A 13,624-nucleotide genomic window follows, 5' to 3' on the forward strand; every position below is an offset into this window, starting at 1 on the left:
TTACCCGTTTTGTTGGGCTGCTGGCCCTTGGCTACGCGCTGTTCGCTCCGGTTGCGTCAGCTCAACACTCAAAGTTGCGCTCGTCCCCCTCCCTCCAGGAGGCCGGACCTGCTCTCCCGGAACCTCAACAGGCAGGCGGGGGGGGGGGTACCACTCCTGGTACACAGACCTCGCCCCCAAGCCAGATGCTGCGGTGGGTATTGCCCGTTCCGGTAGATTTTACTACAAGTCCGGCTTCCCTTTTCGCCATTCCCAATCTGGTGGATGACGGCAACTTATCGGCAGCAGCCTTTGACGAAGACAAACGCTTGTTGTTCTTCGTCAAATACGGAGCCCAGCCCGATGCCCTGCTCTACGACGCCAACGGCGTTCAGCGCGGCACTTTGCCCGCTTACCGAACCACGAGCAACCGCACGACCCAAAGCGGTGCGCCATACACCTACCCCGAATGGGGCCGCGAAATGGCGGTGGTGCCCGTGCCCGGGGCCTGCAAGCGGTTTTATTTGTTTTACGTGCAGTCCTCGGTCATTCCCTCGTTGGCCTGCTGTCCCTCGTTTACGGTGCTGCTCCGGGCCACCATCGACTGCAATGGGGCCACCCCCATCGTGCTTTCCCCGCCCACACCGGTCGATGAGTCTTTGACGGAGCCTTTTTACGGCATTGCGGTTTCCAAGGAGGCGAACGGCACGCGCCGCCTATATTTCGTCAACAACCGCGACATCAGCTCGTACACCATTTCGAGCGCGGGAGTGAGCGCCGCCACCCGGTACAACCAGTCGTCCAATCTCAACATGCAGCCGCTGGAAGCGGACCTCTCGCCCGACGGCACCAGGCTGGCCATGACGGCTTCGAGGGGCACAAGAGGTGTATGGCTGGCCGACGTGAATCCGGCCACCGGCGCGGTTAACAACCTGCGCACGGTTGGTGACGCCAACGTCCAGACATACGGCGTCGAGTTCTCACCGGATAGCAAGAAAATATATTATGCCGGCGAAGCGTCAACCACTATTAAGGGAATTTATGAGCTAATTCTGGCAACCAACGCCACACAGCAATTAAGAAATACTGTTGCCAATGCCTGCTTCGGGTCCCAGCTTGAGCTAGCTTATGATGGCCTAATTTACGCGGCTGATGACCAGGACCAGCTTGTGACCGTAGACCCTGTCACCAATGCGGTGGCCGTGGCGCCGGCCGTAGGAGTGGTGCGGCCGATACCCTCCTATTGTAATTCCGTGCCCAACCGTACAACGGTGGTAACCAGGGCCCTTCCTGACCAGATTGACGGCCAGGACTACACCTATTTCATCGGCACGCCCAGCCCGCAGATGGGTTCACTATCGGTAGCAGCCGAGCCGCTGGGACGCCCACGCTACCGCAACCTTTACACCTGCGAGGCCCCGCTGCTGCTAAACGCCACCCTCACCAACTGCGTGGAAGCCAGGGTGACAATAAAGCAAACCGATGCCGCTGGCACCATTGTAGCGGGCGGCTACCAGAACCAAACCAGTTGGCTGCCGGCGGCCACCTCTTTTGACCTGGCTACCCTTTTTGGCGGTTATTTGGTTGCCTCTCCAGACTATTACGAGGTGACTTACGAAGGGCGCAATGGCTGCGGCAACGTGACACGGCGCATTGGCCTTGCGCGCATCAACAACGAGGCCCTGTCGGCTGACTTTGTTTTCAACACCGGGACGGAGGGGCCTGACCTGGTTCCGGGCGACCACCCCGGTGCCGCTTCGGAGGTAGGAGGGCTGGGCGGCGCTGTTCAATTAGTTAATAACCCAGGTTTTGATACGTATAAGGCAACCATTGAAGAGTACGTAAACGGCGGCCTCACAACCTTGTGCAGCGTGGGTTCGGTATCCGTACCGGCAGGCACGTACACTATCAAGCTCAACGACATCGTCAACAACGGGCTGGGGCCAAACAGCTACAACGGCTACCCCAATTATTTTGCGCAGCGCTTGGGCAGCATCTACAAGATAACCCTGACGCTGCTTAGTCCGTGCGCAACCGCCATTGACGTAACCGGCTATTTCACTCCCGTATCGGCCAGCTACATTGCCGCTCCGTCCGGGAACAGCGCGCCTGGCTTCGCGGCCTACCCCAACCCAACCAACGGCAGCCGTTTGCGCGTGGAATACGCGCTGCCCGCCGCCCAAACCGTGCAGGTTCGCATCCTCGATGCGCAAACCGGCCAGGAGCGACTGCTGCCGCTGCCGCGCACCCGGCAGCGCGCGGGCGCCCACGCGCTGGATATCGACTTGTCGGCGCTACCCCCTGGCTCCTATATCTACCGCGTAGAAGCTGACCAGTTGATTTCCAAACGATTCATCAAGTCTGAATAGCGCTTACCCCACTTTCTACCCCATGAACCACTACTATTTTTATCTCCGACAGTTCCAACCCTACCGGACGGCGATGATGGGCCTGTTGGCCAGCCTGCTGCCGGCCCTGTCTCTGGCCCAGCCCACCATTACGGCCGTGCAGCCGGCCGTTGCGCCAGTGGGCGCTTCCGTCACGCTCACCGGCACCGGCTTTGGCACTACGGCGGCCCAAAATGCAGTGTACTTCGGTGCCGTGCCTACGCTGGTGCTCACGGCTTCGGCCACGGCGCTCACCGTGGCCGTGCCAGCGGGTGCCACGTCGGGTGCCCCAGTCACGGTCACTAATCTGGCCACGCAGCGCACGGCTAGCTCGCTGGCGTCGGCCACGCCCGCGTTTCGGGTCACGTTTGCGGGCGGCGCCTTGGCCACCGGCGCCTACCGCCGCACCGATGTGCTCGCTGGCTTTGCCGTGGAGCGCCTGGCCGTGGGCGACTTCAACCGCGACGGCCAGGCCGACGTGGTGGCCACCGCCCGCAGCGTGGGCAGCGCCAGCGGGCTGGCCGTGCTGCTCAACCAAGGCAACCGCGCTTTTGCCGCGCCCTTTCCCGTCGACGCCAACATCCTGCCGGTGGGCGTGGCCGTGGGAGACCTCAACGGCGATGGCAACCTTGACATCGTGGCGGCCAACCAAGTCAGCCAGGACGTGTCGGTGGTGCTCGGCAACGGACAGGGCGGCTTTGCCACCCCGGACAACTACGGCCTTTCGTCCAACGGCACCGGGCAGGTGCTGGTGGCCGACGTGAACGGCGACGGCCGGCCCGACGTGCTCACCCTGGAGCTGGGCCAGGTGGTGGTGCTCTACAACACCGGCGCGGGCCGGCTCTCCTTCGCGGCGCCCCTGAGCACCGCCAGCGGCACGGTCTCATCGTTCGGTGCGGGCGACTTCAACGGCGACGGCCGGCTCGACGTGGTGCACCCCGACCAGCAAGGCACCCAGGTGGGCTTCACGGCGGTGCTAAGCACTTCTACTTCCGCCTACACCCGCCAGTTTGTGGCTGCCGCAGGCCCTTTGGAAAACCTCATGGCGACCGATTTCAACAACGACGGCCGGGCCGACGTGCTGGCCACCGGCAGCACGGGCACACAGGTGTGGCTGCGCACCGCCGCCGGCACCGGCTTTGGGGCTCCCACGGCCACATCAGTATTCCCGGTGTTTCGTACCGACTTGGCCGTGAGTGACCTGGACGGCAATGGCTTGCTCGACGTGCTTGCCACGGCCAATGGCCAGCCGGCCTTGCTTTTGCCGGGCACTGGCACCGGCGGTTTTGTGGCCCCCGCAGTGGGCGTGGCCAACCCCAACGGGGCCCGCACCCTGGCCGTGGGCGACCTGGACGGCGATGGCCGCGGCGATTTTGTAACCGGCAACGAGTTCAACAATAGCTTTTCGCTCTTCACCTACGTCGGGGCAGGCAGCACCGCCAACACACCCACCCTCGACGTCATTCCCGACCAGACGGTGAGCCGCGTGCCCATCACCCTCACGGTGCCCCTCACGGGCATTGGCGGCGGCGGCGGGGCCGGGCAGTTCATCACCGTTACGGCCAGCAGCAGCGCGCCCGCCGCCGTGAGCACGCCAGTGGTGAGCTACACCAGCCCGGCCGCTACGGGCTCACTTACCTTTACGGTAAATGGTCCGGCAGCCGTCACGGTCACCGTTAGCAACGGCCAAGCCACCAACGGCACGGTCAGCCGCACGTTTCAGGTGCGGCTGGCGCTGGCCACCCGCGGCCCGGCCGCCCAAGCGCTGCTGCTCTACCCAAATCCCAGCGCTTCGGGCCGGTTCTGGCTCGCGAATCCCGAGCAGTTCGGCCGCGGCCTGCTGACCGTGACCGATGCCGCCGGCCGCCGCGTGCACGCGCAGGCGCTGCCCGGCGGCCCTACCCCGGCCGAGGTGCAGCTACCGGCACCGGTCGCGGCCGGCGTGTATTTTGTGCAGGTCGGCACCGGCTCCCGCGCCTGGCGCGGCAAGCTGCTGGTGCAGCCCTAGCCGGCTAGCCCCGAGCAGATGGCATACCTCTACCCTGCCGCCGGAGGGTTCTGCGGCGGCAATTTCATATTTCATCCTTGCGTCTCATGACCATCACTACCTTTCTCAACTTGCGCGCTTTCAGGCGAATCTTATTTTTTTGCGGCTTGACCGTGTTTGCCTTGCCCCCTGGCTTGGTCCAAGCCCAATCGGCCGGGTTGCCGCCCGTCATCTGGGACCGCCGCGTCGGCGGTGCTGACAACGAAGAGCTGTCTGCCGCAGTGGCCACGGCCGACGGGGGCTACCTCTTGGCCGGCACGTCGGAATCGGGGGCGACGGGCGACCGTACCCAGCCCAGCCAGGGCCAGCGGGACTATTGGGCCATGAAAGTTGACGCCGCCGGCAACCGCCAGTGGGACCGCCGCTACGGCGGCACCGACCACGAACGGCTTGCCACCGCCCTGCCGACGGCCGACGGCGGCTACCTGCTGGCCGGCACGACCTACTCCAACGGCACCGGCGACATGACCCAGCCCAGCCAGGGCGATGGCGACTACTGGGTGGTGAAGCTGGACGCCACCGGGGCCAAGCAATGGGACCGCCGTTTTGGGGGGAATTTCGATGACGAGCTTTACAGCGCCATTCAAACCGCTGATGGCGGCTACCTGCTGGCCGGAGCAACCACCTCGGACGTAACCGGCGACCTAACACAACCCGGCAAAGGCTTAGTAGACGGCTGGGCCGTGAAGATTGACGCCGCGGGCATCAAGCAGTGGAACCAGCGGTTGGGCGGTGCGAACCGTGATGGATTTTTGTCTGCAATCCAGACCGCCGACGGCGGCTACCTTCTCGGCGGGGGCACATCATCCGCCGTTAGCGGCGATGTAAGTCAGCCTAACCGAGGGGATGTTGACTACTGGATAGTGAAAACTGATGTGAGCGGTGTTAAACTATGGGACCAGCGCTTTGGCGGCGACAATCAGGACGCACTGATTAGGATTCTGCAAACCGCCGACGGCGGCTTCTTGCTCAGCGGTACTTCGCCATCTGCGGCAGGCGGCGACAAGACCCAGCCCAACCACGGCAGCGGGAATACGGGCCTGTCTGATTACTGGGTGGTGAAAACCGACGCCGCTGGCACCAAACTCTGGGACAGGCGCTACGGCGGTACCAACGACGACTTTCTGACCGGTGTATGCCCGGCGCCCAACGGCGGCTACGTGCTGGCGGGCTGGTCGCGCTCAGGAGCCAGCGCCGACAAGACGCAGCCCAGCCAGGGCCGTGACGACTATTGGCTGGTGCGCATCGACGGCGGGGGCACGCAGTTGTGGGACCAGCGCATGGGTGGCCTCGGCGACGACGTAGACCCGCGGGTGGTGCCGTTGCCGGCCGGCGGCTATTTGGTGGCCGGCACGTCGGACTCGGGCACTTCCGGCAACAAAACTCAGCCCAGCCAGGGCCTGCGCGATTTCTGGGCCGTACGCCTGGGCGCCGAGCTTCTCGCCACCACCCCTCCACGCTGGAGCGCAGCAGTGGAGGTTTACCCCAACCCCGCCCACGGCGCCGCCACCGTGCGCCTGCCCGGCCGGGAGGCCGGGGCCAACTCGGCTAGCCTAACGCTGTTCGATGCGGTGGGACGCACCTTGTTGCGGCAGCGCGCAATGCTAGGCGCAACGGCCGGCATCGCAGCCCTGCCGCTGGATAACGTAGCCAATGGCCTTTATCTGTTACGCGTGCAAATTGGCCGCGAAACGGTCGTGCGCCGCGTGGAGGTCCGTTAAACGACTTGAAACTTGCACGGGCCCGAAAGAGAAATGGCCGCGTCACTTGATGTGACGCGGCCTTTTCTCTTTCGGGCCCAATGCCCATTCAGTCTTCAACAACTTCGTTGACATCGGCCGCCGAGCCACCCACCGGCGCATACACTTGCAGCGCCGACTTCAGCTCTTTGCGGGCAATGTGAATGCGGTTTTTGACGGTGCCGATGGGAATTTGCAGCTTCTCGGCAATCTCCATGTACTTGTACCCAATGTAGTACATCATGAACGGAGTGCGGTAGTCGGTGCCCAGGCCGGCAATGGCCTCGTTGATGTCGCGCACCACGAAGTCGGAGGTGGCGCCGTTGTAGGTGATGTAGTTCTGGTCGGTGTTGAAATACTGGAAATACTCCGTCGAATCGATGTTGGAGCTGCGCTTGGTAATCTTGTTGTAGTTGTTGATGAAGGTGTTGCGCATGATGGTATACAACCACGCCTTCAGGTTGGTACCGGCTTTAAATTTGTCTTTGTTGAGCAGAGCTTTGAGGAGGGTTTCCTGCACTAAATCTTTGGCGTCATCAGCGTCACGCGTCAAATTCATGGCAGCGGGCCGGAGGGTGAGCGAAATCTTCTGCACTTGCGAGGTGAATTCGAGCGAAGTCATGCTGTTTAGCTTTTTGTGGCCAATTGTTAAACAAATATACGCGACTGCCAGCAAATGGGTAGCCTGTGGCCGAAACTATTTTTCGCAGCGCGCCTACTTGTCCCTCGCGGGCACACCAAGATACAGCGGGCAAGAGAGTTGCCGCGCCGGCCAGCGCTCATTCCTCGTTACCAAATTGTGAAGCGTGCCGCTCCCCCAAGAGCAGGGAGCCGACAAAACAACTACGTGCCGCAAGCCGTGTATGGTTTGGCGACTCAGGCGGGCTCGGCAACTTTTTCTGGAACCTCCACCAAAGCCAGGAAATCCGTCATCAATGCCGGCGCAACGCAGTTGTTGGGGAGTACCAGGCCCTCTTGCCGGGCCAACTGCCCGTAGAGCACCACCAGTTTATCGCCGCAGCTGGCCGAAACTTCCTGCGCAAACTGGGCCACGCGGCTGCGTTCGGGCTGCGAGGTGAGCACGGTGGCAACGGCGTCGGGCTGGTAAGTTTCGCACACCGCCTCTAGTTCTTCCAAGGGCAGGTTTTGGCCCAGGTACAGGGTGTGATGCCCCCGCAAACGCAATGCGTAGTTCATGAACAGAAGCGCCAGTTCGTGCAGCTCGTCGGAGGGCAAAAACAGCACCCAGCGGCGCGCCGTGGTGGGCACCTCGGGCAGGGCGTCGGTGGCGGCCAGCATTTTCTGGCGCAGCAAGTGGGCCAACAGGTGCTCCTGGGCCGGGTTGACGGTGCCCGCCAGCCACATCAGGCCAATGCGCTGCAGCAGGGGGTACGCCACATACAGCATCATTTTCTCAAAACCCAGGGTAGCGGCCGACTCGTTGAACAACTGGTTGAGGCGGTGCTCGTCGAAACTGAGCATGGCCGCCAGCAGGGCGTTTACTTGCAGGTGGTAGTCGTGGGCGTCGTTGCAGCAGGCCAACACCTCGGCCTGCATTTCGGCGTCAGTCAGGTTGGCTACTTGCGAAATCCGCTTGCCGCGGCCGCACAGCGTCGTCACGTTCAGCAGGCGGCGCAGGTCTTCCTCGCAATACGTGCGGATGTTGGTAGCCGTGCGCACCGGGCGCAGCAGGTTGTAGCGCTGCTCCCACATCCGGATGGTGTGCGCCTTGATGCCCGAGAGCTGCTCTAAGTCGCTGATTGAAAACTGGCCCATGGTGCTTGCGTGGTGGGGTTGCTTACTTGACGGCCTTCTTGCGGCGGGCCAGCTGCAAGTATTTGGGCGACACCCACAACAGGCCGAATTCCGCCGAGCCGTCGCGGCCGGTGGTTTTGTGGTGGGTTTTGTGGGCCATGTTCAGGGCCCGCAGGTAGGTATTTTGCGATTTTTTCCAGAAGCGCAGGCGGCCGTGAATCAGCACGTCGTGCACAAAAAAGTACACCGAGCCGTAGATGGCAATGCCCACGCCCACCCAAAACCACCAGCGCCCGCCATTCTCGCCGGTCATGAACAGCGCGGCCGAGATGCCTCCGTATATAAGGAAGAACAGGTCGTTGCGCTCCACGGGGTGCGGGTGGCGCACGTGGTGCGAGCGGTGCAAAAACCACAGCGGCCCGTGCTGCACGTACTTGTGCATAAACCACGCCCAGAACTCCATGAATCCGAAGGTGGCAAGGGTGATGCCAATAGCGGCCAGTGCTGTCATGCGTTGGTAACCAGAACGGGAATTGGGTTGTTTTAATCTAGGCTTAATGTTTTGGCGTTTACAGTTGATAGTCTGGAGCTTACCGCTTTCAAAAAAGTGTTTTACGCGCTTTACTGCATTGCTTGGTGTCATTCACCAGCAATGCAAGCACGCCTCCCAAACCGTTAACCGTCTACCGCCGGGGCATTACCAGTTTATCTTTTCTTTGCGCAGGAAAGCGGCGATGCCCTGGCGGCAGTCTTCCGAGCCGCGGGCTTCGGCGTTGCTCTGGGCGGCGTAGCGCAGGCCCTCCTCCAGAGGGAGTTCGGGCAGGCGGGCCAGCATCTCTTTGGTCACTTCCATGCTCTGGGCCGAGTTTTCGCGGCACAGGCGCTGGGCGTAGGCCCGCACGTTGTCGGCTAGCTCCTCTTTGGAGGCCAGGAAGGTGACCAAGCCCATGTCGAGCGCGGCCTGGGCCGAAATCACGTCGCCGCTGAGCAGCAGCTGCTTGGTGCGGGCCTCCCCTATTTTGCGCAGCAAAAACACGCTCACGATGGCCGGCAGAAAGCCGATTTTCACTTCGGTGTACCCAAACTTGGCCTCGGGCACGGCGAAAGTGAGGTCGCAGATGGCGGCCAGCCCGCAGCCGCCGGCCAGCGCGTGGCCCTGCACCTGGCCAATGACGACTTTCTTGAGGGTATATATCTGGTGAAACAACTGCATCAGGTGCGTGCTGTCTTCCAGGTTGTCGGTGTAGCCGAAACCTTGCAGTTCCTGAATGTAGGCCAGGTCGGCGCCGGCGCAGAACACTTCGCCGGCCGCACGCAGCACAATAATTTTCACCGAATCGTCGTTTTCGGCAAACTCGAAGGCTTGCTTCAGCTCGGTTACCACGTCGGCGTTCAGGGCGTTGCGCTTGTCGGGCCGGTTGAGGGTGATGTAGCCGATGCGGTCCTCCGCTTCGTAGCGGATGTAGCGAAGGGCTTCGAGTTCGGGAGTGAGCAAGTTTTCCATGAGGGGCGGGTGAGGCGCGGACGGATGGGTACAGCCACGATGCTTCCCGTGGGAGAAGGGTGGCATCGGGTAAAGCAATAAACGCAAAAAAAGTGCGAACGGTCTGTTTTCTTCGGCCAAGAACTACTTCCGGCACCCCGGCGCAGGCGTGCACTGTCCAGGCAGCGCTTTACCTCCCACTCGGCCGGGCGGCCCCGCCGGGTTGCCTGGGTGCTGCCTAAGGTATTGACGGGCACGGCCTACCGCCGCGGTGGCGGGCACCGAAAGGCCCCCTGCGCCGTCACGTCCCAGGTGCGAAAGCCCTGGGCTCGCAGGCTGGAGTCTTGCCGGGCCACGTACCATATTTTACAGCTCGAATCGAACACCACCTGCGCCTGCGTGCCAAATACGGCGGCCAGCGTGGTGGGGCGGAGGCGGGCGTTGCGCCGCAGCACCAGCACGTCGACGGGCGTGGGCTGCGTGGCCGACGAAATGCCGTTGGAGATGAAGGCGATGCGCAAGCCGCGCCACCGGGCCAGCACCACAGGGCCGGGCTTGACGTAAAGCTTTTCGTTGGCGCTGTCGGGGTCAGCGAGGCGCTGCACCGGCACAGTGGCCCCGCGCCAGCCCACGTGGTAGGCGGTATGCCGGGCCGCCCGCCGAATGATGCCCGGCAGCAGCCGGTAGGTGCGCTCGGTTTCGGTGAGGGGCAACGAATCGGGCGTGACAAACTCCGCCGCCGCGCCCTGCCAGAACCCCACCGCCGAGCGCCGCGGAATGCTGTACACGATAAACTCCTCGGTAGGCGCCACGGCCCGGGCCTCTACCACCCGGCTGCCGGCGTAGCCTAGCAATAAGAACACGGCCCCGCGCAGCCAGCCCAGCCGGCGGGTGTTCAGCCAGGCCAGCAGTGCCCCAATCAGCCCGAACAATAGCACCGTTTGCAAGGCCGACACGTGGATTTCGCGCACCACCCAGCCGGCCATGTGGCGGCTCACCCAGAAGATGCTTTCGTTGAAAGCCCACACCATTTTCTCAAAAACCCACGCCACTCCCTTGGGGCCCCAATCCAACCAAGCCGCCGCGCTGGGCACCACCGCAGTGAGCGCCATTGCCACATACTTCACTGCCAGCAGCACCAACCCCACGTACACGGCCCAGCTTGAAATGGGTACGGCAATGAGATTGGCCACCAAAAAACTGAAAGGGAACTGGTGAAAGTAGTAGAGCCCCAGTGCGAACGTGGCCACCTGGGCCGCCAGCGAGAGGGCCGTGGCCTGCCACGTTAAATTCAGCATCCATCCGCTGGCCTTCCACGCCCATTGCACGGGCTTGGGCTGCCAGGGCCGGCGCCGCGCATAGAAGTAGCCTTCCACGTCGAGCCAGCGCGCAATGCGGGGCTGCACGTACACAATGCTGAGCACCGCCAGAAACGAAAGCTGAAAGCCGACATCGGCAATGAGAAAGGGATTCCAGAGCAGCAAGCCAAACGCCGCCACGCCCAGCGTGTTGAAGATGGAGTCCTGACGGCGCAAGGTGCGCCCCACAATGATGACCGTGAACATGACCGTGGCCCGCAGCACCGAAGCCGACAAGCCCGTGAGCAGCGCGTAGCTCCAAATCACGGCCAAGCCCACCAAGGCCGACCACAGCCGAAACCCGCGCACGCGGCCAAAAAACGTTTGCAGCAGCCACGACATGGCCGCGAACAGCAGCCCCACTTGCAAGCCGCTCACCGCCATGATGTGCGTGGTACCCGTAGCCGTGTAGGCCTGCTTGGTGGCCAAGTCCACGTCGTCCTTGATGCCCAGCACCAGCGCCGAGGCAATGGCGTACTCGCGCTTTGCTTTGATGTACTGCCGAAAAACCCCGTCGAGCTGCGCGGCCGCCTGCATGCTGATGGCCACCAATTTGTTGGGCGGTTCCAGGCGCAGCAGGCGGTACTGGTCGGGGTGAATGTATTGCTGGTGGTACACCTGCCGGTACTCCAGGTAGCGGCGGCAGTCAAACTCGCCGGGGTTGAGCGGCGGTTTGCTCAGGTCGGGGTGGCCCCGGATGAGCCACACCTCGCCGTAGCGCGGCTGGGCAATGCCGGCCACGCGCGGCAACGACACGCGGACCCCGCCAGTGGCCCGCTGCCAGCGGCCCGCCACGCGCACGGCCTGCACCCGCAGCGTGGTGGCGTAGGTGGCGGCGCGCACCACGGTGGCTTCGTCTACCACCGCCTGGTAGCTTTCTACCCGGTCGGCGAAGCGCGAGAGGTGGTCGGCCCGGCGGCTTTCGGTGGCCTGCTGGGTGAGGGCCGCACCAAAGAGGGCAATGCTGAGCAGGGCGGCACCCCCAGCAGCATCCGTTGCAACGGGGGTGCGTTGCCGCAGCGCCCACGCGATGAGCGCCCCGGCCAGCGCCGCCAGCCCCACGGCATACGGCCACAAGCCCGGCCACTGGTCGCCCAAATACAGGTAGGCCACGATGCCCACAATCAGCGCGGGCGTGTACCGCACGAAGGGAAAAGTGGCCCAGGTTATCATTGGTAGTAGAAGGAGAAAGAGAATGCAATGAGCAATGTAGTGGATTATCGAGAAAACCGCGCCGCAAGCTGCGGCCCGGCATCGCAAGGCCCTATCTTGGCATCCCGAAAAACATTCCCACCATGTTCGCCCTTCTGCGCCGCCTCAAGCTCAGTTACTCCCTGTACAATGTGTTTCAACGCCACCGGTTGGCGCACAACCTGCCCCTCTACCAGCGGCTGGGCCTGAAGAAACAGTACTTCTCCCCCGTCAGCAGCCGCGACTTTGCCCACCTGCGGCCCGACGCGGGCCTGCCTCCCGTGCCGCCGCTGGCCGCCCGCTTGATGGCACTGCCTGTTTTCCAGGCCCAGCCGGCGGCCACGCGGGCCAGTCTGCTCAATTTTGAGGACAATGGCTTTGCCGTGCTCCCCGGCTTTTTCGACGACGCCACGGTAGAAAGCATCAACCAGGACCTGGATAACCTCATTGCCTCCAAGCAGGTAGACCGCCGCTACCGCAACAAGTTCATGTTTGCCTACAAGAAGTCGGGGCGAATAAAGGCGGCGGGCGAAGGTCCTTTGCGCGAACTGATTACCGCACTGCTGGGCCACGAAGCCACCCTGTTTCAGAGCATCAACTTCCTGACCGGCAGCGAGCAGCGCACGCATTCCGACAGCATTCACATGAGTACCTTTCCGCTGGGCGGCATGGCCGCGGCCTGGGTGGCGCTGGAAGACATCACGCCCGACAACGGACCGTTGCACTACTACCCCGGCAGCCACAAGCTGCCCTATTACCTCAACGCCGACTATGCCAACGAAGGCACTGCCTGGTTCACCGGCGACAAAGAATACACCAAATACGAAGCCACCATCGCCCAAAAAATAGCCGAGGCCGGCATCGAAAAGCAGGTTTTTCTAGCCCGCAAAGGCGACGTGTTCCTCTGGCACGCCAACCTCATGCACGGCGGCGAACCCCACCACGACAAGGCCCAAACCCGCAAAAGCATGGTGTTCCACTACTTCAGCCGCGCCCACGTCTGCTACCACGAAATCACTCAACGCCCGGCTTTGCTGGGATAACAGAGAATATGGCCGTCATGCAGCGCGCAGCGAAGCATCTCGCCTGTGATAGTAAACCAGTTGTGAGAACGAAGCAGGCGAGATGCTTCGCTGCGCGCTGCATGACGCATTGACCAATTATAGATTGCCCAGCACCATTTTGTAGTGCTGAATGTCGGCTTCCACGAACATCTCCCCTTCCTTGCGGAAGCCGTGCCGCTCGTAAAAAGGAATGGCCCGCAGCTGCGCATTCAAGTACACTTCCGCGTCGGGCCGCTCGGCTTGCACGTCGGCGAGCACGGCGCGGAGCAAAGCAGCACCGATTTCTTGATTACGGAAGTCCGAAAGCACGGCGAAGCGCTCCAGCTTCACGCCGTTCTCGGTTTCGCGCCAGCGGGCAGCCCCGGCCGGAGTGCCGTTGGTGGCGCGGGCCAGGTAGTGGCGCGCGTCGCGGCGGTCGTGCTCATCGTGCTCTTTGCTGGCGGGTACGCCTTGTTCTTCCTGAAAGACTCGCTCTCTGATGGTGAACGCGGCGTCGAGGTCGCGCAAATCGGTGATGCGGTAAGCAGTGGTTGGCATAAGCGGTATCTCAAAAAAAATGTCATCTTCATCTGGCGTCCGCGCAGCGAAGGACCTTCTCACGACTGAACGAAAGACGTTCCA

10 protein-coding genes are annotated in these 13,624 nt (G+C 62.7%); 4 read left to right on the forward strand and 6 right to left on the reverse strand.

Features of this window, described 5'->3' with window-relative positions; genetic code table 11:
• The first annotated feature begins 185 nt into the window (after positions 1 to 185).
• The 3 genes from VF629_RS11265 (at position 186) to VF629_RS11275 (ending at position 6,134) form a co-directional block, all read left to right on the forward strand.
• Positions 186 to 2,348 carry a T9SS type A sorting domain-containing protein gene (locus VF629_RS11265; RefSeq protein ID WP_331058579.1) on the forward strand — a complete coding sequence of 721 codons (2,163 nt, stop codon included), beginning with the start codon at positions 186 to 188 and terminating at the stop codon, positions 2,346 to 2,348.
• Between the two features lie 22 nt (positions 2,349 to 2,370).
• Positions 2,371 to 4,374: a T9SS type A sorting domain-containing protein gene (locus tag VF629_RS11270; RefSeq protein ID WP_331058580.1), complete on the forward strand. Its 2,004-nt coding sequence runs from the start codon at positions 2,371 to 2,373 to the stop codon at positions 4,372 to 4,374.
• 86 nt (positions 4,375 to 4,460) lie between these two features.
• Positions 4,461 to 6,134, forward strand: coding sequence for a T9SS type A sorting domain-containing protein (locus tag VF629_RS11275; protein WP_331058581.1), 1,674 nt, complete (start codon positions 4,461 to 4,463; stop codon positions 6,132 to 6,134).
• Positions 6,135 to 6,222: 88 nt separating this feature from the next.
• Here VF629_RS11275 and VF629_RS11280 read toward each other — a convergent pair whose 3' ends face one another.
• From VF629_RS11280 to VF629_RS11300, 5 genes are all read right to left on the reverse strand, one after another.
• Positions 6,223 to 6,774 (reverse strand): RNA polymerase sigma factor, encoded by a 552-nt coding sequence (locus VF629_RS11280; RefSeq protein WP_331058582.1) that lies wholly within the window; start codon positions 6,772 to 6,774, stop codon positions 6,223 to 6,225.
• A gap of 254 nt (positions 6,775 to 7,028) precedes the next feature.
• Positions 7,029 to 7,928, reverse strand: coding sequence for a MerR family transcriptional regulator (locus tag VF629_RS11285; protein ID WP_331058583.1), 900 nt, complete (start codon positions 7,926 to 7,928; stop codon positions 7,029 to 7,031).
• 22 nt (positions 7,929 to 7,950) lie between these two features.
• Entirely contained in the window at positions 7,951 to 8,418 is a 468-nt protein-coding gene (locus VF629_RS11290; protein WP_331058584.1) for a fatty acid hydroxylase, read from the reverse strand.
• A gap of 186 nt (positions 8,419 to 8,604) precedes the next feature.
• Entirely contained in the window at positions 8,605 to 9,411 is an 807-nt protein-coding gene (locus VF629_RS11295) for an enoyl-CoA hydratase/isomerase family protein (RefSeq protein WP_331058585.1), read from the reverse strand.
• A 239-nt stretch (positions 9,412 to 9,650) separates the two neighbouring features.
• Entirely contained in the window at positions 9,651 to 11,921 is a 2,271-nt protein-coding gene (locus VF629_RS11300) for a ComEC/Rec2 family competence protein (protein ID WP_331058586.1), read from the reverse strand.
• A 122-nt stretch (positions 11,922 to 12,043) separates the two neighbouring features.
• Between VF629_RS11300 and VF629_RS11305 the strand changes: the two genes are divergently transcribed.
• Positions 12,044 to 12,982: a phytanoyl-CoA dioxygenase family protein gene (locus VF629_RS11305; protein ID WP_331058587.1), complete on the forward strand. Its 939-nt coding sequence runs from the start codon at positions 12,044 to 12,046 to the stop codon at positions 12,980 to 12,982.
• Positions 12,983 to 13,099: 117 nt separating this feature from the next.
• On the opposite strand, the gene VF629_RS11310 is transcribed toward VF629_RS11305, so the two are convergent.
• Positions 13,100 to 13,540: a GNAT family N-acetyltransferase gene (locus tag VF629_RS11310; RefSeq protein ID WP_331058588.1), complete on the reverse strand. Its 441-nt coding sequence runs from the start codon at positions 13,538 to 13,540 to the stop codon at positions 13,100 to 13,102.
• Positions 13,541 to 13,624 lie beyond the last annotated feature (84 nt).

The organism is Hymenobacter sp., assembly GCF_036388155.1.
In the GTDB taxonomy this organism is placed as follows: Bacteria; Bacteroidota; Bacteroidia; order Cytophagales; family Hymenobacteraceae; genus Hymenobacter.

Excerpts from the sequence above, each read along its gene's own strand:
- VF629_RS11265 (WP_331058579.1), top strand. The coding sequence starts at position 186 with ATGCTGCGGTGGGTATTGCCCGTTCCGGTAGATTTTACTACAAGTCCG.
- VF629_RS11270 (WP_331058580.1), top strand. The coding sequence starts at position 2,371 with ATGAACCACTACTATTTTTATCTCCGACAGTTCCAACCCTACCGGACG.
- VF629_RS11275 (WP_331058581.1), top strand. The coding sequence starts at position 4,461 with ATGACCATCACTACCTTTCTCAACTTGCGCGCTTTCAGGCGAATCTTA.
- VF629_RS11280 (WP_331058582.1), bottom strand. The coding sequence starts at position 6,774 with ATGACTTCGCTCGAATTCACCTCGCAAGTGCAGAAGATTTCGCTCACC.
- VF629_RS11285 (WP_331058583.1), bottom strand. The coding sequence starts at position 7,928 with ATGGGCCAGTTTTCAATCAGCGACTTAGAGCAGCTCTCGGGCATCAAG.
- VF629_RS11290 (WP_331058584.1), bottom strand. The coding sequence starts at position 8,418 with ATGACAGCACTGGCCGCTATTGGCATCACCCTTGCCACCTTCGGATTC.
- VF629_RS11295 (WP_331058585.1), bottom strand. The coding sequence starts at position 9,411 with ATGGAAAACTTGCTCACTCCCGAACTCGAAGCCCTTCGCTACATCCGC.
- VF629_RS11300 (WP_331058586.1), bottom strand. The coding sequence starts at position 11,921 with ATGATAACCTGGGCCACTTTTCCCTTCGTGCGGTACACGCCCGCGCTG.
- VF629_RS11305 (WP_331058587.1), top strand. The coding sequence starts at position 12,044 with ATGTTCGCCCTTCTGCGCCGCCTCAAGCTCAGTTACTCCCTGTACAAT.
- VF629_RS11310 (WP_331058588.1), bottom strand. The coding sequence starts at position 13,540 with ATGCCAACCACTGCTTACCGCATCACCGATTTGCGCGACCTCGACGCC.